General features: G+C 72.8%; 18 protein-coding genes, 7 tRNA genes and 3 pseudogenes. 18 read left to right on the top strand and 10 right to left on the bottom strand.

Going from position 1 to position 20249, the window contains the following annotated elements:
• Positions 1-749 precede the first annotated feature (749 nt).
• Positions 750-2197: pseudogene (locus KGS77_RS04690) on the bottom strand (serine/threonine-protein kinase).
• 203 nt (positions 2198-2400) lie between these two features.
• Here KGS77_RS04690 and KGS77_RS04685 point away from each other — a divergent pair.
• The 4 genes and pseudogenes from KGS77_RS04685 to KGS77_RS04670 all read left to right on the top strand — a co-directional run bounded on the left by KGS77_RS04685 (position 2401) and on the right by KGS77_RS04670 (position 4977).
• Positions 2401-2667 carry a hypothetical protein gene (locus KGS77_RS04685; RefSeq protein ID WP_242578810.1) on the top strand — a complete coding sequence of 89 codons (267 nt, stop codon included), beginning with the start codon at positions 2401-2403 and terminating at the stop codon, positions 2665-2667.
• A 196-nt stretch (positions 2668-2863) separates the two neighbouring features.
• Positions 2864-3073, top strand: a complete 210-nt coding sequence (locus KGS77_RS04680; RefSeq protein WP_242578809.1) for a hypothetical protein — start codon at positions 2864-2866, stop codon at positions 3071-3073.
• A gap of 393 nt (positions 3074-3466) precedes the next feature.
• On the top strand, positions 3467-4624 hold the full coding sequence (locus tag KGS77_RS04675) for a phosphotransferase (protein ID WP_242578808.1): 1158 nt from the start codon (positions 3467-3469) through the stop codon (positions 4622-4624).
• 66 nt (positions 4625-4690) lie between these two features.
• Positions 4691-4977: pseudogene (locus KGS77_RS04670) on the top strand (zf-TFIIB domain-containing protein).
• 76 nt (positions 4978-5053) lie between these two features.
• Here KGS77_RS04670 and KGS77_RS04665 read toward each other — a convergent pair.
• The 5 genes from KGS77_RS04665 to KGS77_RS04645 form a co-directional block, all read right to left on the bottom strand.
• A tRNA-Val gene (locus KGS77_RS04665) sits at positions 5054-5125 on the bottom strand.
• 31 nt (positions 5126-5156) lie between these two features.
• A tRNA-Val gene (locus KGS77_RS04660) sits at positions 5157-5228 on the bottom strand.
• 42 nt (positions 5229-5270) lie between these two features.
• Positions 5271-5342: transfer RNA gene (locus tag KGS77_RS04655), tRNA-Val, on the bottom strand.
• 1 nt (position 5343) lies between these two features.
• Positions 5344-5417, bottom strand: a tRNA-Cys gene (locus KGS77_RS04650).
• A 35-nt stretch (positions 5418-5452) separates the two neighbouring features.
• Positions 5453-5525, bottom strand: a tRNA-Gly gene (locus KGS77_RS04645).
• 180 nt (positions 5526-5705) lie between these two features.
• Between KGS77_RS04645 and KGS77_RS04640 the strand changes: the two genes are divergently transcribed.
• From KGS77_RS04640 to KGS77_RS04630, 3 genes are all read left to right on the top strand, one after another.
• Positions 5706-6773, top strand: coding sequence for a chorismate-binding protein (locus tag KGS77_RS04640; protein WP_242578807.1), 1068 nt, complete (start codon positions 5706-5708; stop codon positions 6771-6773).
• Positions 6770-7594, top strand: a complete 825-nt coding sequence (locus KGS77_RS04635; RefSeq protein WP_242578806.1) for an aminodeoxychorismate lyase — start codon at positions 6770-6772, stop codon at positions 7592-7594. Before KGS77_RS04640 ends, KGS77_RS04635 begins: the two co-directional genes overlap by 4 nt.
• A gap of 215 nt (positions 7595-7809) precedes the next feature.
• Positions 7810-8643 carry a GNAT family N-acetyltransferase gene (locus KGS77_RS04630; RefSeq protein ID WP_242578805.1) on the top strand — a complete coding sequence of 278 codons (834 nt, stop codon included), beginning with the start codon at positions 7810-7812 and terminating at the stop codon, positions 8641-8643.
• A 106-nt stretch (positions 8644-8749) separates the two neighbouring features.
• On the opposite strand, the gene KGS77_RS04625 is transcribed toward KGS77_RS04630, so the two are convergent.
• The gene (locus KGS77_RS04625) at positions 8750-9295 is read right to left on the bottom strand and encodes a DsbA family protein (protein ID WP_242578804.1); all 546 of its coding nucleotides are present in this window, start codon (positions 9293-9295) and stop codon (positions 8750-8752) included.
• A gap of 304 nt (positions 9296-9599) precedes the next feature.
• On the opposite strand from KGS77_RS04625, the gene KGS77_RS04620 reads away from it, so the two are divergent.
• Both KGS77_RS04620 and KGS77_RS04615 read left to right on the top strand, forming a co-directional pair.
• Entirely contained in the window at positions 9600-10091 is a 492-nt protein-coding gene (locus KGS77_RS04620; RefSeq protein ID WP_242578803.1) for a hypothetical protein, read from the top strand.
• 68 nt (positions 10092-10159) lie between these two features.
• Positions 10160-10333, top strand: a complete 174-nt coding sequence (locus KGS77_RS04615) for a hypothetical protein (protein WP_242578802.1) — start codon at positions 10160-10162, stop codon at positions 10331-10333.
• A gap of 156 nt (positions 10334-10489) precedes the next feature.
• Here KGS77_RS04615 and KGS77_RS04610 read toward each other — a convergent pair whose 3' ends face one another.
• Positions 10490-11056, bottom strand: a complete 567-nt coding sequence (locus KGS77_RS04610) for a CGNR zinc finger domain-containing protein (RefSeq protein ID WP_242578801.1) — start codon at positions 11054-11056, stop codon at positions 10490-10492.
• A 240-nt stretch (positions 11057-11296) separates the two neighbouring features.
• Positions 11297-11710, bottom strand: a complete 414-nt coding sequence (locus KGS77_RS04605) for an SsgA family sporulation/cell division regulator (protein ID WP_003959770.1) — start codon at positions 11708-11710, stop codon at positions 11297-11299.
• A gap of 189 nt (positions 11711-11899) precedes the next feature.
• Between KGS77_RS04605 and KGS77_RS04600 the strand changes: the two genes are divergently transcribed.
• The 4 genes from KGS77_RS04600 (at position 11900) to KGS77_RS04585 (ending at position 13465) form a co-directional block, all read left to right on the top strand.
• Positions 11900-12331, top strand: a complete 432-nt coding sequence (locus tag KGS77_RS04600) for a TIGR02611 family protein (protein WP_242578800.1) — start codon at positions 11900-11902, stop codon at positions 12329-12331.
• Positions 12332-12393: 62 nt separating this feature from the next.
• Positions 12394-12465, top strand: a tRNA-Val gene (locus KGS77_RS04595).
• Positions 12466-12615: 150 nt separating this feature from the next.
• The gene (locus KGS77_RS04590) at positions 12616-13077 is read left to right on the top strand and encodes an SRPBCC family protein (protein WP_242578799.1); all 462 of its coding nucleotides are present in this window, start codon (positions 12616-12618) and stop codon (positions 13075-13077) included.
• 316 nt (positions 13078-13393) lie between these two features.
• Positions 13394-13465, top strand: a tRNA-Val gene (locus KGS77_RS04585).
• A gap of 127 nt (positions 13466-13592) precedes the next feature.
• Here KGS77_RS04585 and KGS77_RS04580 read toward each other — a convergent pair.
• Positions 13593-14318, bottom strand: coding sequence for an exonuclease domain-containing protein (locus KGS77_RS04580; RefSeq protein ID WP_242578798.1), 726 nt, complete (start codon positions 14316-14318; stop codon positions 13593-13595).
• Positions 14319-14592: 274 nt separating this feature from the next.
• Between KGS77_RS04580 and KGS77_RS04575 the strand changes: the two genes are divergently transcribed.
• The 5 genes and pseudogenes from KGS77_RS04575 to KGS77_RS04555 all read left to right on the top strand — a co-directional run bounded on the left by KGS77_RS04575 (position 14593) and on the right by KGS77_RS04555 (position 20244).
• Positions 14593-15189, top strand: coding sequence for a DUF4365 domain-containing protein (locus tag KGS77_RS04575; RefSeq protein WP_242578797.1), 597 nt, complete (start codon positions 14593-14595; stop codon positions 15187-15189).
• Positions 15189-16438 (top strand): annotated as a pseudogene (locus tag KGS77_RS04570) (hypothetical protein). The gene KGS77_RS04575 and the pseudogene KGS77_RS04570 overlap by 1 nt, the downstream one beginning before the upstream one ends.
• A gap of 127 nt (positions 16439-16565) precedes the next feature.
• Positions 16566-18548 (top strand): threonine--tRNA ligase, encoded by a 1983-nt coding sequence (gene thrS, locus KGS77_RS04565; protein ID WP_242578796.1) that lies wholly within the window; start codon positions 16566-16568, stop codon positions 18546-18548.
• A gap of 145 nt (positions 18549-18693) precedes the next feature.
• Complete coding sequence (locus KGS77_RS04560) at positions 18694-19254, top strand: HIT domain-containing protein (RefSeq protein ID WP_242578795.1); 561 nt, start codon at positions 18694-18696, stop codon at positions 19252-19254.
• A gap of 174 nt (positions 19255-19428) precedes the next feature.
• Positions 19429-20244, top strand: coding sequence for a polysaccharide deacetylase family protein (locus tag KGS77_RS04555; protein ID WP_242578794.1), 816 nt, complete (start codon positions 19429-19431; stop codon positions 20242-20244).
• Positions 20245-20249: the final 5 nt, after the last annotated feature.

The following is a 20249-nucleotide window of genomic DNA, read 5'->3' as shown; positions in this document are numbered from 1 at the left end:
GTTTACGCGGCATGGACCTTTCGGTTGATCGTCATGCCGCACATGGTGCCATCGCCTCGAACAAGAGTCGAACTCGGGGCAGGGCTGCCGCGCCGCGGCGACATCGACGTCGAGCGGCTACGCAGTCTGCCGGCCGGCCTGCCGCTGCTGCGATTCGACGGCGGGCGCTTAGTGCCGGCGGTGGACGTGTCGCCGTGGCTGTGTTGCGCGAGGTCGTCCAGCGCAGCGGTCAGAACCAGCGATCTGGTGACGTCCTGTCACGGATGGCGTGGCGCCGGACAACGGCCGGTGCTCATCGATGTTCCGCCCACCAGGCCAACACGGTGATGGTGCATCCGCCCGCAGCAGCCGCCGCACCTCGGACGAAACTGAAGGCGGCGGCCCGGAGCAGTCTGCGGGCGGTCTTCCTCTTTTCGAGTCCGGCCATGGCTTCCTCCCCCTGAGGAGCGGGCCCGAACTTGTGACGGACCCCTCAAAGGGAAAACCCCGACCGGGAAGCAAGTCCGGACGAGGTTGGATGCCGCCGCCGCTGCTGGGAGTCCCCGCGGCGCTGTCGGCATTCCCTCAACGACTGGGCGCCCGTGGGTGTTCCCGTGTATAGGGGCTCTGCCCGTATGGCGTCGGCAGACGGACATATAGCGCTGTGTGACCGCGACAAAGGATCGGCCCGGAGCCGGGCGGCAGGCTCTGACCTGCGGATGTACCCTCGCCGGTGGCCGGGAGGCAGCCTACGGGCCGGCGGGCGGTCCTCAGTCGGTGAAGGGGACGGGCGGGCCGACCGGACCGGACGGTGCGGAGGACGCGGAGGTGACCGGCGGTACGGGGCGGCCGGGCGTGTCGCGGGTGGTGTCGGGGGCGGCGGAAACGTCACTGTGGACGGTGGAGACCGGCGTACGGCGTTCTCCGCCCAGCCCGCGGTCCGACGGGCCCTGGCACCCCTGTGCCGCCGCGATGCCCAGCGCGACGAGCAGGGTGACCGTCACGAAGACGATGATCCGCTGTCGCAGCAGCCGGCGGTCCGGGCCGGTGGGCCGCCGCCCGCCCGGGGCCGTACGGCCGGGGGGACGCGAACCGTTTCGCCCCGTGGCCCGCGCGGCGGGGCCGCGGGATTGCGGGCGTGCGCCGGAGCGCGGTCCGGTGCCGGGGCCCGTGCCCGGAGCCGCGGGCCGGGGCGCGGCGGCGCGGGGCGTGGCCGGGCGTGGCTGGGGCGGGCGGGCGGCTGCGGGCGCGGCGTGGGGGCGGGCGTGTTCGCCGGGCGCCGTTCCGTGCGCTGGCGCGCGTACTCCTCGGCGCGCTGCCCGGTGGGCCGGGCGTAGGGGGAGCGCTCTCCCCGGGGACGCGCCGGGCCCCCCTCCAGCGGTCCGCCGGACAGGCCGTGCGCCTCGCGGGCCGCGATCTCCTTCAGACGCAGCGACAGCGACAGCGTGCTGGGGCGGTCCGCCGGGTCCTTGTCCAGGCAGGCGGCGATCAGCGGGGCGAGCGCGTCGGGCACCCCGGCGAGCTGGGCCTCCTCGTGCACCACGCGGTAGAGCATGACCTCCGAACTGCCCTGCCCGAAGGGCGAGTCGGCGGTGCAGGCGTACGCGAGGGTGGCACCCAGCGCGAAGATGTCCGTGGCGGGTGTCACCGCCGCGCCGCGCACCTGCTCAGGCGCGAGGAAGCCGGGCGACCCGATGGCCGTACCGACGTGGGTGAGGGTGCTGGCGCCGGTGGCCCAGGCGATGCCGAAGTCGATGATGCGCGGGCCCTTGGGCGACAGCAGGATGTTGGACGGCTTGAGGTCCCGGTGCACCACCCCCGCGTCGTGGACGGCCAGCAGGCCCTCGGAGAGCGCTGCGCCGATCGAGGCGACCTGCGCAGGGGACAGCGGGCCCTCCTCGTTCACCTTGTCGTGCAGCGAGGGGCCCGGGACGTACTGGGTGGCGAACCACGGCCGGTCGGCGTCCAGGTCGGCGGCGACCAGGCGCGCCGTACAGCCGCCGCGGATCCGGCGTGCGGCCGACACCTCACGGGCGAACCGCGACCGGAACTCCTGATCCTCCGCCAGGTCGGGCCTGATGACCTTCAGGGCCACCCGCTGCCCGCGCTTGTCGGAGCCGAGGTAGACCACGCCCATCCCGCCCGCGCCGAGCCGCCGGTGGAGCCGGAACGAGCCGACGACACGCGGATCCTCGCGTCGGAGCCGCATCATCGCCATGTCCATCCCCGCTGCCCGGTCCCGTCTGACGTGGCACAGCTTACGGATTGACGGCTCGGTGTGCTCAGAGGCCGCGCATGCGTCGGCGAGTGGATTGTCGGTGCCGGGTGGGATCCTCGAAGAGCGGGCGGGAACCGGCCGCGGTGCGGCGCGGCCTGCCGCGCGGGACCCCAAGGGTCCGCAGCCGAAGGGGGATTGACGCGGTGAAGGGTGACCGGGTGGAGATCGTCGTGGACGCCGGGGACACGACGAAGGTGTACGAGGTGGTGGCGAGCAGGGCGGGCCGGAGGGTGGAGACGGCGGTGCGCAGAGGAGTGGTCGAAGTGAGCGAAGTCACCAGGAACGGTTCTTTGGTACGGACCGCCCGCTTCATGGCCAACCGGGTGCTGGCGCTGGTCGAGCACCCCGTGCCCCGGACCGAGGAGTCGGAGCTGCGCGGGCGTCCCCTCTGGGAAGACCCTCAGAGCTGACGGCCCGTCTCCACCCAGGGGAGTACGTGACCAGGGGCCCCGTCATCCTCGCGGAGGCCCGGCAATAGGTACGACGGCATGACGCCGGGCGTCCGCCGGTTGCCTAATGTTGTCTCCAAGCGGCGGGCGCAGCACTCGTCCCCCGAGGTCAGGACGCCCGCCGCCCCAAAAACGGGGCAGGAACGGGAGAGGAACGATGGCGTACAGCTCGGGACGCACAGTCGTACGGACGCACGGGCGCAGGGCCGCCGCGGCGTTCGGGGGCCGGCAGTCCTCCGGCACCCGCCATCCTCTCGTCGCGGTGGCCATGGTGCTGCCGCTGGCGGTTCTCCTCGCCGTCGTGTTCGGCGGCTGGGACGCCGTGCTGACACAGGCGTCGTCCGTGGCCGGAATGCTGGGGCGCTGAGGCGCCGCGGCCCCGGGAGAGCGGCCCGGGGACGGGGGACATTCCGGCCGTCAACCCCGTGGGGACGGGGGTGTGCGGCGGACGGCACGAGTGGCCGGGCATCTGGGGAGATGCCCGGCCATCGCGCTGTGCGGCCGTCGCGCGCTGCGGCCGGTATGCCGCGCGGCTGGCATACCGCATGGTTATGGGCGTCGTGGTGGGCGGCTGCCGGCTTCACGGCTGCCGGCTCCGGGGGCTGCCGGGCTCCGCGGTCCTCGTACCCGCCGGGCTCCGCGATCACGGTGCTCCGCAGTCCTCGTACCCGCCGGGCCGCGTAGGATCGCCGGGAGCCTGTGTCCGGGCCCCGGCCGGGCGCCCGGAGCGTGGCGGCGCGGTACGAACCGGGGGAGCGCGATGCCCACAGCACCACCGGCCGGCCATCTGGCGGCCCTCACCGCGGCGGCGGGAGGGGCCGGCCCCACGGCCCGGCCGGCGCAGGTCCTCGCCGACCGGCCCGACGTCACCGTCGTGCGCAGCGGCCCCGCCGTGGCCAAGGCCCACGCGCCGGACTGCGACCCCGCCGACCTCGCCGTGCGCCTGCGGGTCGCCGCCCATCCGCGATTGCGCGGCATCGTGCTGCCGCCGCTGCCGCTCACCGCGCCGGACGGCTTCCTCACCCTCCTGGACGACGGCCGCCCCGTGACCCGCTGGCCGTACGGGCGGCCGGTCGCCCCCGACGACCCCGCCGCCGCCCCCTGGGAGGACGCCGCCCGCCTGCTGGCCCGGCTGCACACGGTCCGTCCCGGCACGCTGCCCGGCCCGGTGCCGCCGATGCGCGGCCCGGCCAAGGCCGCCCGCGCCCTGGCCCGCCTGCGCGCCGCCACTGCTCCCCGGCCGGACGGCACGGCTCCGGTTTCCTCGTACGGCACCACCGGGGCCCGGCCGGACGGCACCACCCCGGTCCCCCCGTACGACACCACCGCGGCCCCCGTCGCCGGGGCCCGCACCCTCGCGGAAGCCGGCCCGCCCGCCAAGGCCCGTACCCCTGGGGAAACCCGTACCCCTGGGGAAACCCGTACGCTCGCGGAAGCCCGCGCCGTCATCGAACGCGCCTGGTCGCTGCTGCCTGCCTGGGCCCGTGACGAGGCGCCGTCGCCCCGTACGGACGCGCTGTGCCACGGCGACCTCCACCTCGGACAGCTCGTCAGGCACCCGGCCCCCGAAGGGCCCTGGCTCCTCATAGACATCGACGACCTCGGGCTGGGCGACCCGGCCTGGGACCTGGCCCGCCCCGCCGCCTGGTACGCCACCGGCCTGCTCGCCCCCGACGTCTGGTCCCGTTTCCTGGACGCCTACCGCCGCGCGGGCGGCCCGGCGGTGCGCCCCGACGGCGACCCCTGGCCGGAACTGGACGTACCGGCCAGGGCCCTGACGGTCCAGACCGCGGCCCTCGCCGTCGCCAAGGCCACCGCCGCGCCCCGCCCGCTGGACGAGGTCGAGGAGGCGCTCGTCGACGCCTGCGCCCGGATGGCCCCCGTTCCGGGCGGGTTGGCGGGCGGAGAAGGCGAATAGGGTGAATTCCTCGCCGCCGTACGGCCGTTCCGGCGGTGTCCTACGGACGACAGGAGTTGAGCCGAGATGCAGTGCCCCAAGTGTCATGCGCCGATGCACACGTACAACCGCAGCGGTGTGCAGATCGAACAGTGCGCCGGCTGCCGGGGGATCTTCCTGGACTACGGGGAGCTGGAGTCGCTGAGCCGGCTGGAGGCGCAGTGGGCCCAGCAGGCGCCGCCGCCCCGCCCGCCCCGCAGGCGTACCCGGCGGCTCCCGCGTGGGGCGCCCCGCACCAGGCACAGCACGGTCACTATGGCCACCACGGCCATCACGGGCACCGCGGCTTCGGCCGGATGCTCTTCTCCTCTTGATCACCGGGGGCGCCGGGTCCTGACGCGGGAACGACCGAGGGCCGGAGCAAGAAGCTCCGGCCCTCGGCCTGCGGTGTGGACGATACTGGGATTGAACCAGTGACCTCTTCCGTGTCAGGGAAGCGCTCTCCCGCTGAGCTAATCGTCCTGGGAGCCGCGGCCGGGGCCGCGGTACTGCGTGCGCGATACTGGGATTGAACCAGTGACCTCTTCCGTGTCAGGGAAGCGCTCTCCCGCTGAGCTAATCGCGCGGGTTTCCCCTCCCGAAGGCGGGGCGGGTCCTTGCGGACCGGTGGACGATACTGGGATTGAACCAGTGACCTCTTCCGTGTCAGGGAAGCGCTCTCCCGCTGAGCTAATCGTCCTTGGAGGTGGAGACGGGATTTGAACCCGTGTAGACGGCTTTGCAGGCCGTTGCCTCGCCTCTCGGCCACTCCACCAGGAGTGTAGGGGTTCGGGAAGATCCCCCACTTCGAGCGGACGACGAGACTCGAACTCGCGACATCCACCTTGGCAAGGTGGTGCTCTACCAACTGAGCTACGTCCGCAGTGTGTCTCCCCCAGACTACGTCCGGTGAGGCACTCCGTTCCCCGGGGCGTTTGCGCGTCCCGGCGACGTGTTGAACTCTAGCGGATTCCGGGGCCAGCACAAAAACGCGTTTGCCCAGCGTGCTGCGGTGCCCGCTCGCCCGGGGCGGCCGGTGGCCCCGCGCCATAGACTCACTGACGTGCGCGACTTCCCTCCCATAGCCCGCTTCGGCGGCCTGCTGGCCACCGACCTGCGCGATGTCACCAGCGACCCGGCGGCCCTGGAGTCGACGGGATGGTGGGCCGTGGTGGCCGACGCCGAGGGGGGCCTGTGCTGCGCCCGCTTCGGCGACGTACGCCCCGCCCCCGCGCCCGTCCCGGACCCCGGACGGTGGCGCGGCCCGGCCCCCGGGGACTGGACCAGCTCCCTGGACCACGCCGCGTACACCGCCGGCGTACGGCGCATCCGCGAGTACATCGCGGCCGGGGACGTCTACCAGGTGAACCTCTGCCGCGTCCTGACCGCGCCGCTGCCCGACCCCGACCGGGCCGACGTGGACGCGCTGAGCGCGCTGCTGGCCCGCGGGAACCCGGCCCCGTACGCGGGCACGGTCCGCCTCCCGGCGCACGGTGTGGAGGTGGCCACCGCCTCGCCCGAGCTGTTCCTGCGCCGCCGGGGCCGTACGGTCGAATCCGGCCCCATCAAGGGCACCGCCCCGACCGCCGAAGACCTCCGGGACAAGGACCACGCCGAGAACGTGATGATCGTGGACCTGGTCCGCAACGACCTGGGGCGGGTCTGCGCCTCCGGCTCGGTGACCGTCCCGGCGCTGTGCGCGCTCGAAGAGCACCCCGGGCTGGTCCACCTGGTCTCCACCGTGCGCGGCGAGATCGCCGACGCGTACGAGAAGACCGCCTGGGCCGAGCTGCTGGCCGCCACCTTCCCGCCCGGCTCGGTCACCGGCGCGCCCAAGAGCAGCGCCCTGCGCATCATCGACGAACTGGAGACCGCCGCCCGCGGCCCCTACTGCGGCGGCATCGGCTGGGTCGACGCGGACCGCGGCACCGGCGAGCTGGCCGTCGGCATCCGCACCTTCTGGATCGACCGCGCCGCGCCCACAGGCCCCGTACTGCGCTTCGGTACCGGGGCCGGCATCACCTGGGGCTCGGACCCCGAGGGGGAGTGGGCGGAGACCGAACTCAAGGCCCGGCGGCTGCTGGCGGTAGCGTCGGGAACGCACCGGGCGAGCGAAGGGAACCGATCATGAAGATCTGGCTCGACGGGGGACTGCGGGACGCCGAGGGCGCCCGGGTCTCGGTCTTCGACCACGGCCTGACGGTCGGCGACGGCGTCTTCGAGACGCTCAAGGCCGTCGACGGGCGCGCCTTCGCGCTGACCCGTCACCTGGAGCGGCTCACCCTCTCCGCCCGCGGGCTGGGCCTGCCCGACCCCGACCTCGACGAGGTCCGCCGGGCCTGCTCGGCCGTCCTGGCCGCCAACCCGATGCCGCTCGGCCGGCTGCGCGTCACCTACACCGGGGGGCTCTCGCCGCTCGGCTCCGACCGGGGCGCGGCGGGTACGACCCTGGTCGTCGCCCTCGCCGAGACCACCCCGTACCCCGACACCACCGCGGCCGTCACCGTGCCCTGGACCCGCAACGAGCGCGGCGCGCTCACCGGCCTGAAGACCACCTCGTACGCCGAGAACGTCGTGGCACTGGCCCGCGCCAGGGAACTGGGGGCCTCGGAGGCCCTGTTCGGCAACACCGTCGGCAGCCTGTGCGAGGGCACCGGCTCCAACGTCTTCGTCGTCCTGAACGGCGAGCTGCACACCCCGCCGCTGGCGTCGGGCTGCCTGGCGGGCATCACCCGCGCCCTGGCCGTCGAATGGGCCGGCGCGAAGGAGACCGATCTGCCGCTGGACGTCCTGGAGCGGGCGGAGGAGGTCTTCCTGACCTCCAGCCTGCGCGACGTGCAGGCCGTCACCCGTCTCGACGGGCGCCGACTGGGCGACGCGCCGGGCCCGGTGACCGCCGAGGCCATGCGGGTGTTCCGGGAGCGGGCCGCCGCCGACTTCGATCCCCGGTGACGGCTTCGGTCCTGGGAGGCGGCTTCCCGCCTCGGTGACGACGTCGGCTCCCGGGCTCCCTGACTCCCGGATTCCCGGACTCCCTGACTCCCTGACTCCCGGACTGCCGGTGATGACGTCGGCCTCCGCACCGGCTCGCGGTCCCCTCGGCCCACCGTCACGACTTCGGCTCCCGGTGATGACGGCGGCGCGCGGGACCGAGTAGAAAAGTCCTCGTGACGACAACGCTGCGCCCCGACGGTCCGGAAGAACGGCACGATGACGGGGGCCGGGCGCGTACGTACGACGTGTGCGTCAACAGCCGGCCCGTGGGTCGCATACGGCTGTCCACCGACCCCCGGCTGGGCCCCGTCATGGGCCTGATCGAGACCCTGGAGATCGACGGCCCGGACCGGCGGCGCGGGCGCGGCACGGTCGCCGCGCTGGCCGCCGAGGAGGTGCTGCGCGGCTGGGGCTGCCGGCAGATCGCGCTGACCGTCCCCGCCGACGCCCCGGTGGCGCTGCGGCTGGCCGCCGCCCTGGGCTACACCGAGCGCAGCCGCCGGATGCTCAAGCGGCTCGGCGCGCCCCCGGAGCTGCCGGAGGGCAGCCGGGACCGGGCGCTGGGCGAAGAGGAGTACCCGGCCTGGCTGGAGGGGGCGCACACCGAGTTCGTACGGATGCGGGTGGCGCTGGGCGTGCCCCGGGAGACGGCCGAGCGGCAGTCGGCGGACGAACACCGCACGATGCTGCCGCGGGGCCCCGGGACCCCGGGCCACCGGCTGCGGGTCCTGGCCCACCACGGCACGGACGTCGGCAGTCTGTGGGTCGCGCTGCGCGCACCGGAGCAGCGGCCCGGCGGGTACGTCTTCGACGTACGGGTCGCCCCCGGGCACCGGGGCCGGGGGCACGGGCGCACGCTGATGCTCGTCGCGGAGCGGGAGTGCCTGGCGGCGGGACAGCCGCTGCTGGGGCTCAGGGTGTACGCGGACAACGCGCCGGCCCGCGGGCTCTACGAGTCGCTGGGGTACACCGTCGAGGAGTACGTGTTCGGGAAACCGCTGCTGTAGCGGTGCCGGGTGGTGCCGCAGCGGGTGCCGGGCGGTACGGGCCGGGGCCGGGTGGCGCGGTACGGGACGGTGTGGGCCGGGGCGGTGTGGGCCGGGGCGGTACGGCTCAGCCCTGATCGGCCAGCAGCCGGTCGGCGATCTCCTCGATGCGCTCGCGCAGCCCGGCCTGGCTCTGTCCGCCGTCCAGCCGCTCGCCGCCGATCACGTACGTCGGGGTGCCGGTGACGCCGATCGCCTTGCCCTCCGCCTGGTCCGCGTCCACGATCAGCAGATGCCGTCCGTCGATGAGCGCGGTGTCCATCTCCTCGGCGTCCAGGCCCAGTTCGCCGGCCACCTCCAGCAGCAGCCGCTCGCCGCGGGTGTCCAGCTCCGCCACGCGCGCGAGGACCGCCTCGATGAACGCCTGGCCCTGTCCCTGGACCATCGCCTCCTCGGCGGCCTGCGCGGCGGCGTAGGCGTGCTGGTGCTTGGCCAGCGGGAAGTGGCGCAGCCGGATGTCCAGCCGGTCGCCGTAGCGCTCGCGCAGCACGCGCAGGTCCTCCTGGGCGGCATGGCAGTCCGGGCACTGCAGCTCGCACCAGACGTCCAGGACGACGGGGGAGGGGAGGGGCGAGGGAGACGAGGGGGACGAGGAAGACGCAGCGTCGTTCATGGGGCCAGTCTTCCAGCCGCCGGCCGGGAGCAGGAACCGGGACCCGCAGGGGCCCGGCACCGACCCGCGAGGCACCGACCTGCAAGGGGCCGACCCGCAGGCCCGACCCCGACACGGGCGGCCCCGACCCCGACGTGCGCGGGCCGACCCCGACGTGCGCGGGGGCCGGTGTGGGACTTACGGAGGAGGCCGACCCCGAGATCTCCCTGAGCCTGCCCCGAGGCATGGCTCGGACGGCACCGGACGGGGCAGGATGGAAGGTGAAGCTGATCCACCACGACAAACTCATCGGCAGGAGGACCGGATGCTGACCTCGACCGTCTGCGCCGCGGTGTCGGCGGCGGGCCTGGGCATCGCCGCCCTGACGGCATACCGCAGGCGCTTCCTGGCCGCCACGCGTGTCGCGGCGTTCTCCCTGATCCCCATCGGCCTGGTCATGACCGGCGCCATCGACTGGGTGACGGACCTGGTCTTCAAGCCGACGGTCTGGGCGGGCTTCGGCGTGCTGGCCCTGTCGGCCCTGCTGTTCATGATCAGCCGGATCGTGGAGCGGCGTACGGGCCGGATAGGCGGGGCCGGCCGCAAGGAGCGCAGGGTGCGCAAGGGCGCGGCCGGCCGGCAGCCCGAAGCGGTGGCCCCCACCGCCTCCGCTCCCTCGCTCGGTGCGGCGGCGGGCCCGGCCATGGGTGCTTCTTCCGGGCGCAAGGCCGCGTCGCCGGCGCCGAAGGCCCAGGCCACCCCTCCCAAGGATGACTTCTCGGACATCGAAGCGATCCTGAAAAAACACGGGATTTGATGAACTCCCGCTGACGCGGCGCGCTTTGGACGCCCTCGGGCGATCACGTACGTCATCATCGGCGCGAGATGAACGACGAGTGCGCCCTGACCCGGGACGAGGCCCTGACGCGGGACGACTCCCCGGTCCCCGAAACGCGCGGCTGCCTTTTCGCGTTGTCCCAGCCGCCGCTGATGCTCTTCCTCACCGTCATCGCCGTCCTGCTGCTGGCCGGCGCCCTGCACGATCTCTATCTCCTATGAGACGGCACCTATGAGACGGCATCGAATGCGGGAGCTGCGCGTGCGGCGTCACCGTGCGCATGGACGCCGTGTGCGTGGAGTCATGTACATGGACGCCGTGTGCGGGGAGACCGCACACGGCGGGCCGACGACGGGCCGGACGGGGCGTACCGGTCCTCAGCCCGCCGCCTCACGCCGCCGCGCCCGGTATGCCGCCACATGCAGACGGTTGCCGCAGGTACGGCTGTCACAGTAGCGGCGGGAGCGGTTGCGTGAGAGGTCCACGAACGCGAACCGGCAGTCCGGCGCCTCGCAGTGCCGCAGCCGTTCCCGCTCCCCGGCGACCACCAGGAAGGCCAGCGCCATCCCGCCGTCGGCGGCGAGGTGGTCGGCCACCGAGGCGCCGGGAGCGAAGTAGTGGACGTGCCAGTCGTAGCCGTCGTGGTCGGTCAGCCGGGGGGTGGTGCCGGCGGAGGCGACCAGGTCGTTGAGGCGTTCGGCCGCGGCGCGGTCGTCGGTCGCCGCGAAGACCTCCGCCAGCGCCGTCCGTACGGACCGTACGGCGGCCAGGTCGCGGTCACTGAGCGTGCCCACGTCGCTGATGTCGTTGCGGGCGACGAACTCCCGGAGGGCCGCGAGGTCGGTGAGGCTGTCCGGGGCCCCGGGGGAGTCACCCTCGGGGGCGGTGTTCAAGAGGTCGACGACCGCGTCGAGCGCGCACCGGGTGTCATGGGTGATCATCACGGTTTGGCTCCCTGGCCGGGTGGGAACGGGCGGGTGGCGCCCTGGTGTCGTTGCCGAATGGTCGTCGACTCTATCGGTAACAACAAGCCTCGGCGCCGTCTCCGCGGTGGGTCCGCGGCGACGGCGCCGGGTCGTGCCGTATGAGATTTTCACTCCTGGGCCGTCGCCCCGAGTCGGACGGTCGCAGGTGAGGAACGGTGTGAGGCGGTGATGGGCTGCGGTCGATGACGTCGGTGCCTCTCAGCTCTCCGCGAGAATGTGGGAGAGCTCGGTGTCGAGATCGAAATGGCGGTGTTCGGTACCGGGCGGAACCGCCGCGTCGGTCCTCTTCAAGAAGGACTCCAGGGCCCGCGCCGGGGCCTCCAGCAGGGCTTCGCCTTCCGGGGAGCTCAGGGCGATGCAGACCACGCCCTGTCCGTGGCTCCGGGACGGCCACACGCGGACGTCTCCGGTGCCCGTGGGCCGGTGCAGGCCCTCGGCGAGGAGGTCGCGGGCGAAGACCCACTCGACCGTCTCCTCGGCTCCGGTGTGGAAGGTGGCGTGCACGGCATAAGGATCGGCCGTGTCATACCGCAGGCCCGCGGGTACAGGCAGTGAGGACTCGCTCGACACAACGAGGCGCAGGTGCAGCTCGCAGCTGACCGTGGTGTTCATAAGCGCCAGGGCCTTTCGCTCAGTGTGCGCTCGGGGATTCGCACGTCGGCGAAATCGACATGCCACCTACGGTGCCGTTGTAAACCCCTCTGAGGGTTTTGGGTGGCTTCAGGTACCCCTTACGGCGGAGCCGCGGATCCTCCTCGGCGGCCATTCCGGTGACCGTGGGGCTCAGGTAGGTTTGCCGGTATGGACACGCACAGTAACGGGAGGCAGGGAACCGGGGTGTCGGAGACGAAGGCGCCGGATCCGGCCCTCGGGTCGCGGGCGCCGCATTTCGTCAAACGCTCCCGCACCTTGCACCTGAGCTGGCAGGTCGGGGTCTTCGTGGTCGGCCTCGCGGTGGTGGTGGCGGGCGTGATCATGCTGCCGCTGCCCGGACCGGGCTGGCTGGTGATCTTCGCCGGCATGGCGATCTGGGCCACCGAGTTCGTCTGGGCACAGTTGGTGCTGCGCTGGACCAAGCGCAAGGTCACCGAGGCCGCCCACAAGGCGCTCGACCCGAAGGTGCGGCGGCGCAACATCATTCTGACGAGCGTCGCCCTGGTGATCGTCGTGGTGGCACTGGCGGTGTACGTGTGGAAGTTCGGCTTCGCGCTGCCGTGGAATGTCGACGAGTGACCCCGCGTCGGCCCAGGTGGTCACAAGACCCCTCCGACGTGCGGTAATGTTGGCGGTGCGCCGGGCGATTAGCTCAGTGGGAGAGCGCTTCGTTCACACCGAAGAGGTCACTGGTTCGAACCCAGTATCGCCCACCCCGGTCGCGGGCCCAAAGGCTTCAAGCCTTTGGGCCCGCGCTGTTGTTGGGCCCGCTGTCGCCGCGCCGTGACCGCTATTGAGCCATGCCCGTCACAACGCCCGCACGCCGGGACTCCGTCGTCGGCCGGGGCGGCACACTTGTGGCCATGCCGGACAGGTCGCGCCGAGTACACCGCTACCGCTTTCGCAGCGTATGGCTGCTGGACGCACCGCCCGCCGTCGTCTACGCCGTCCTGGAACGGGCCGAGGCCTACCCGCGGTGGTGGCCCCAGATCCGCTCGGTGACCCTTCAGGGTGAGGGGAACGGCACCGCCCGCATCCGCTCGCTGCTCCCGTACGAGCTGAGGATCACCGGCAGCGCGTCGCGGCGCGACCCGGGCGCCGGCGTGCTGGAGATGATGATCCGGGGCGACCTGGAGGGGTGGGCGCGCTGGACGGTCGGCGCGAGCGGCGCCGGTGCGCGGGTCCTCTTCGAGCAGGAAGTGGTGGTGCGCAGGCCGCTGATGCGGTGGCTCGCACTGCCCGGCCGGCCGTTGTTCCTCGCCAATCACGCGCTGATGATGCGTGCCGGACGGCGCGGCCTGGCCGCCTGGCTGGCCCGCGGCTGACAGAGACGCCGTGCTGACAGAGACGCCGTGCTGGCAGTGGCGCCGCGCGACAGTGGCGCCGCGCCGGACGGGAACGGACAGGAACGGTCAGGAGCGGACGGGGACGGACCGGACCGGACGGCGGCCGACGGACCCCGGCGTGACCGGGTGACCGGGTGACCGGGTGTCCGGGTGTCCGGCCCCGGCACGGGGCGGCCGGCGCAGGCCGGCGGAGACCGCGGAGACCGGCGGAAAGGCAATTTGTTGGAAGGGCACGTCGGCCTGTATTGTTCAGGTCGTTCGCGGGGGAAACCCCGGGGAACACCAGCACGAACCCGGGCGATTAGCTCAGTGGGAGAGCGCTTCGTTCACACCGAAGAGGTCACTGGTTCGAACCCAGTATCGCCCACCGGGTCCCAAGGGCCGGACCGCCGAAAGGCGGCCCGGCCCTTCGGCTTTGGTGTGGTTCCCCGGCCTTTCGGCCCGGGCGCGCGGTCCCGGACGTTTCCCGGCGGGCGCTTCTTCCGCCTCCCGGCTCAGGCCGCCGCGGGCAGCTCCGGGCGCACCGGCCAGTGCGGATCCACCGGCTCCGGCGTCCCGTTGCGGGTGAAGAACGCCTGCAGGCCGCGGGCCTGCGCGGCGTGCCAGGTCGCCTGGAGGCGGTGCAGCTCGGCCGCGCTCACCCCCTCCAGCCGGTCGGCGAAGGCCCACCCGAGGGCCCGTACGACGCCCAGGGCGGCCAGCGCGTCCGCGGCGGCCTCATGGGCGCCGGTCAGCTCGACCTCGTAGTGCGCGCACAGGTCGGCCAGGGTGCGCCGGCCCTTGCGGTAGCGGTCGAAGTGCTTGTCCAGGACCCGCGGATCCAGGATGTGCAGCGGGTTCATGCCCAGATAGTGGTCCAGTGCCGTGGCGCGGTGGCGCTTCAACTCGCGGTCGAGGAGGGTGAGGTCGAACGGCGCGTTCATCACGACCAGCGGCCGGCGCATCATGGCCTGGTCGGCCAGGGCGCGGGCGATCTCATCCATGACGGGCGCCGGCCAGCGGCCGTGCAGCGCCAGGTGCTCATCCGTCAGGCCGTGCACGGCGGTGGCCTCCTCGGGTATCTCCACACCCGGATTGACCAGCCATCGGGTGACGCGCGGTGCGCAGCGCGGCGTCTCCTGGACGACCAGGGCGGCGGACACCACGCGATCTCGCTCGACGTCGATCCCGGTCGTCTCCGTGTCGAACGAAGCCAGCGGACCGTCGTACCAGCACGGCATGTTCACAACTCCTCGCGTTCGTGCAGCGGGTGGTTCCAGGCGAACCGCCCGAGCTGGTGATACCCGAGGCTTCCGGTTGTCGAACCGCCGTTGTTTGTTGACCACTTGGACGGGAGACAACACAGGCAGGACAGGAGGCGGGCCGCCGCGACCCCACGCGGTCCGGCGAAGGCGTCCGCCGGAAGCGTGCGGACGTCTGCTGAGGCGCCGTCAGGCGCACCTACCCCCGCCCTCCGTCACCCTCGATCGGCCCGGCCGGAAGGCATCTGGAGCGATGACGCTCGCACAGCCCGAACCCGGGGGCCCCGCCCGTGCCGGACTTCGCGCGGGCGGACTGGCGCCCGAGCGGGTGGCACCGCCGCGCGGCGGACTGGCCACCACCGCCTGCATGGAGACCCTCCAGGTGGGCTACCTCCACGCGGTCGCCGCCGCCGCGGGCTGCTCGCTGGCCCAGCCCTTCCCCGACCACGGCATCGACTGGCACGTCAGCCACGGCGCGGCCGGCCACGCCGTGGACGACGAGGTCACCATCAAGGTGCAGCTCAAGTGCACCTACCAGGTCGCCCCCCACCCGCCGGGCCCGAGCTTCTCCTTCACGCTCGACAACGACCACCTGGTCAAGCTGGCCCGTACGCCGGTGTCGGTGCACAAAATCCTCGTCGTGATGCTCGTTCCGCGCAGCCAGGAGGACTGGCTGCGGGCCGGCCACGACTGCCTCGAACTGCGGCACTGCTGCTACTGGACCAACCTGGCCGGCCACAAGGCGACCGGCAGGCGCAGGACCACTGTGCGCATCCCGACCACGCGGATCTTCGACGACCGTGCGCTCTGCGAGATCATGACGCGGGTCGGGGCGGGAGGGAGACCTTGATGCACCGGCCGACCGACGAGCACGCCTACCGGCCACCGAACACCACGCCGCTGCGGCCCGTGCGGCCCGGCCCGCTGCCCCGGCCCGGCCCCGCCTCCGGGACCGGCCCCGTGCAGCCCGACCCGGCGGTGCTCAGCGCGCTGCTGGCCCGCCACGGCTGGCGGCGCAGGGGAGGCGCCGCGGGGCACTACGCGCGCTGGACCCCGCCCGGCGGAGCCGGCGGCACCAGCCTGCTGGTGCCGCACGACCGCTCCTTCCCCGACAGCGGCGACCTGCTGGCGGAGGCGCTGGCCGCGCTCGCGCACAGCGCCGCGCCCTCGGCCCGTGAGGTGCTGGCGGGCCTGGCGGTGCCCAGCGACGAGGTCCGCTGGGAGCGGGACGTCCCGGAGGACGGGTCGGGCACCACGCCGTGGGTGGCCCAGGAGCAGTTGCGCACGGCGGCCCGCTCGATGCTGATCGCCGGGGCGCTGGGCACGTACGGCCGGGCCGGCTACTACGGCGCGCGGCACAAACGGCGGGCCGCGGCGTTCATGGACGAGGTGCTGGTGGGCCCCGCCCCGGCCGGCCGGCGGCTCACCGCGTACGTACCGGTGGCGGCGGGCCGCACGGTGGTCGCCGGGCTCCAGCGGGCGCTGCACGCGGCCCGTGACGCCACCGACTACCAGCGGGCCACCGGCGGCATGGACGCCTTCGACGCGGCCGTGGAGCTGGGGGTGTGCCACGAGCTGACCGAGGCGCTGATCACGCTGGTCCGCGGGGGGGGGTACGGATCTCGGTGGAGTGGTCCCCGGCGGCCGGGGCGCCGGCCGGCCGCGCGGCCCGCCCCGAGCCGGTGGAGTTCTCCCCCGGCGACCTGCCGGCCCTGCGGCAGGCCGCCCGGCGCTACGTACGCGAGGAGCCCTCGCTGCCCGTCCAGGTCACCGGCACGGTCGTACGGCTGCGCAGGGAGCGGCCACAGGGGCCCGGCGCGGTACGGCTGCGGGTGATCGCCGGGGCCGATGTGCTCCAGGTACGGGCGGTGCTGGCCGAGGAGGACTACCGGGTCGCGGGCCACGCCCACCTGGTCGGGCTGCCGGTACGGGTGCACGGCCGGCTGGAGAGCCGGGGCGGCTTCCGCCGGATCACCGGGGCCCACGACGTCACCCCCGTACAGGTCGACGAGGCCGAACGGGACCGGCTGCTGAAGTCGCTCCAGGAGAACATGGACCTCTTCGGGGACGTGTGCGGCGGGCCGCCGGCCGGCGAATGACGCCGCCGGGGGCCGTGGCACCCGCGCCACGGCGGCCCCATCCGCTTGGCGAGCCGGTCCGCGCAATCGGTACGATTCGATGGCGCAGCGATCGCTGCCGTGCACAGACATGAGTCAGGAGAGACCGGTGTCAGACGTCCGTGTGACCGTCCAACGCGATTCCGAGCGGGAAGAACGCGTGGTGACGACGGGAACTACGGCCGCCGACCTCTTCCAGGGCGAGCGCACCGTGGTCGCCGCGCGGGTGGCCGGGGAGCTGAAGGACCTCGCGTACGAGCTGGCCGACGGCGACGAGGTCGAGCCCGTCGAGATCTCCTCCGAGGACGGCCTGAACATCCTGCGCCACTCCACCGCCCACGTGATGGCGCAGGCCGTGCAGGAGCTCTTCCCCGAGGCCAAGCTCGGCATCGGCCCGCCCATCCGGGACGGCTTCTACTACGACTTCGACGTCAAGGAGCCCTTCACCCCCGAGGACCTCAAGCGCATCGAGAAGAAGATGCAGGAGATCCAGAAGCGCGGGCAGAAGTTCTCGCGCCGGGTCACCACCGACGAGGACGCCCGGGTGGAGCTGGCCGGCGAGCCGTACAAGCTCGAACTGATCGGCCTCAAGGGCAACGCCGCACAGGCCGCCGACGGCGCGGACGCCGAGGTGGGCGCCGGCGAGCTGACCATCTACGACAACCTCGACGCCAAGACCGGCGAGCTGTGCTGGAAGGACCTGTGCCGAGGTCCGCACCTGCCGACCACCCGCGTCATCCCCGCCTTCAAGCTGATGCGCTCGGCCGCCGCGTACTGGCGGGGCAGCGAGCGCAACCCGCAGCTCCAGCGCATCTACGGCACCGCCTGGCCGTCCAAGGACGAGCTGAAGGCGTACCTGGAGTTCCTGGCCGAGGCGGAGAAGCGCGACCACCGCAAGCTGGGCGCGGAGCTGGACCTGTTCTCCTTCCCTGAGGAGCTGGGCCCCGGCCTCGCGGTCTTCCACCCCAAGGGCGGCGTGGTCCGCAAGGTGATGGAGGACTACTCCCGCAAGCGGCACGAGGACTCGGGCTACGAGTTCGTCAACACCCCGCACATCTCCAAGGAACACCTCTTCGAGACCTCGGGGCACCTGCCGCACTACGCGGACGGCATGTTCCCGCCCATCGAGTTCGACGGGCAGAACTACCGGCTCAAGGCCATGAACTGCCCGATGCACAACCTGATCTTCAAGTCGCGCGGCCGGTCCTACCGCGAACTGCCGCTGCGGCTGTTCGAGTTCGGGACCGTGTACCGGTACGAGAAGTCGGGCGTCGTGCACGGCCTGACCCGCTCGCGCGGCTTCACGCAGGACGACTCGCACATCTACTGCACCAAGGAGCAGATGCCCCAGGAGCTGGACACGCTCCTGACCTTCGTGCTCGACCTGCTGCGCGACTACGGCCTGAGCGACTTCGAGCTGGAGCTGTCCACCCGCGATCCGGAGTCGGACAAGTTCATCGGCTCGGACGAGGACTGGGAGGAGGCCACCGAGGCGCTGCGCCAGGCCGCCGAGAAGCAGGGCCTGCCGCTGGTCCCGGACCCGGGCGGCGCCGCGTACTACGGCCCGAAGATCTCCGTGCAGGCGCGGGACGCCATCGGCCGCTCCTGGCAGATGTCCACCCTCCAGGTCGACTTCAACCAGCCCAAGCGGTTCGGTCTGGAGTACACCGCGGCGGACGGCTCCAAGCAGCAGCCCGTCATGCTGCACCGCGCGCTGTTCGGTTCGATCGAGCGGTTCTTCGGCGTGCTGCTGGAGCACTACGCGGGTGCCTTCCCGGCCTGGCTCGCTCCGGTGCAGGCGGTCGGCATCCCGGTCGGTGACGCGCACGTGCCCTACCTCCAGGAGTTCGCGCAGGAGGCGAGGAAGCACGGGCTGCGGGTCGAGGTGGACGCCTCGTCGGACCGGATGCAGAAGAAGATCAGGAACGCTCAGCGGAGCAAGGTGCCGTTCATGGTCATCGTCGGTGACGACGACATGAACGCGGGCTCGGTGTCGTTCCGGTACCGGGACGGGTCGCAGGAGAACGGGATCGCCCGCAACGAAGCGATCGCGAAGCTCGTCGACGTGGTGGAGCGCCGCGTCCAGGTGTGAGGAATGCCCCCGCCGACGCGGGGGTGATCCCAGGATCCGGAGCGCGCACAGGTACAAGGTGCCGTGGTTGCCGTGCACGCGGAGTTTCAGGGGGCGGTCCCGCCGGGACCGCCCCCTCTCTGCGTTTCGCCCGCCGCGGGCGAATATGCTGCACACCATGACGACTGAGCCGGAACAGCAGATCGGAGTCGGGACCCCGGACGCCTTCCAGCGCCTGTGGACGCCCCACCGGATGGCCTACATCCAGGGGGAGAACAAGCCGACCGGTCCGGGGGCCGAGGACGGCTGCCCGTTCTGTACGATCCCGGCCAAGTCCGACGAGGACGGGCTCGTGACCGCCCGCGGTGAGCGGGTCTACGCGGTGCTCAACCTCTACCCGTACACCGGTGGCCACCTCATGGTCGTCCCCTTCCGGCACGTCGCCGACTACACGGAGCTGGACGAGGCGGAGACCCTGGAACTGGCGGAGTTCACCAAGCGGGCGATGGGTGCGCTGCGCACCGCGTCGGGGGCGCACGGCTTCAACATCGGCATGAACCAGGGCGGGGTCGCCGGCGCCGGGATCGCCGCCCATCTGCACCAGCACGTCGTGCCGCGGTGGGGCGGGGACACGAACTTCATGCCGGTGGTCGGGCACACCAAGGTGCTGCCGCAGCTCCTGGCCGACACCCGCGCGCTGCTCGCGGACGCCTGGCCGTCCGCGTAGATCCGGTTCCGGCCGCCCGTACGCTTCCGGACCCGCCAGCGTACGCAAACGCAGGGGTGGACGCGGGCGACACGCCGGGCAAAAGAGACACGCAACGCAAAAATCCGATAAATCTACCGGTTTTGGGATGATTGCCCCTCTAATGGTGTGGTGACCTCCCTACAACGGCGCTCCGTGCTGCGCGTGGCTCTCTCCACCGCGGCCGTCGGCGCCCTCGCGCCGGGCTGCGCCCAAGGCCGTACGGACACCGCGGGCGCCCCGGCCTCCGGTACGCCGCACCCGGGCGGTGCCGGCGGTGGCGGACCCGGCTCCGCGCACCCCGCCTCGCCGGGTGCCGCCCCACCGGGGGCCGCCCCGCTCCGCGCGCGGCCCCCCACTCGCGTTCCCGGACTGCCCGTGGAGATCGGCCACGGATCGCGCACCGGACGGCAGGTCGCGCTCACCTTCCACGGCCAGGGCGACCCGGCCCTGGCCACCGCGCTGCTGACGCGGGCCGAAGAGGCCGGCGCCAAGGTCACCGTCCTGGCCGTCGGCACCTGGCTGGAGGAGCAGCCGGCCATCGCCCGCCGGATCCTGGACGGTGGCCACGAACTGGGCAACCACACCATGCGGCACCTGGACATCGGCGCGCTGCCCGCCCGCGAGGCGTACGCGGAGATCAGCCGGTGCGCCGACCGGCTGCGCGCCCTCACCGGGTCGATCGGAAGCTGGTTCCGCCCCTCACGGACGCAGCACGCCACCGGACTGGTGACCCGCCTTGCCCGGGAGGCCGGTTATCCGCACGTCCTGTCCTACGACGTGGACTCCCTGGACGCCGAGGATCCCGGACCGGCGGCCGTCCGGCGTACCGTACTGGACCGTATCCGCCCGGGCTCGGTGGTGAGCCTGCACTTCGGGCATGCCGGTACGCTCGCCGCGCTGCCCCCGATCCTCGACGGCCTGCACCGGCGCGGACTGCGCGCGGTGACGACAACGGAGCTAGTGACCTGATGGCT

The organism is Streptomyces sp. MST-110588, from assembly GCF_022695595.1.
Lineage (GTDB): Bacteria > Actinomycetota > Actinomycetes > Streptomycetales > Streptomycetaceae > Streptomyces.
This window is presented reverse-complemented; position numbering and strand designations above follow the sequence as displayed.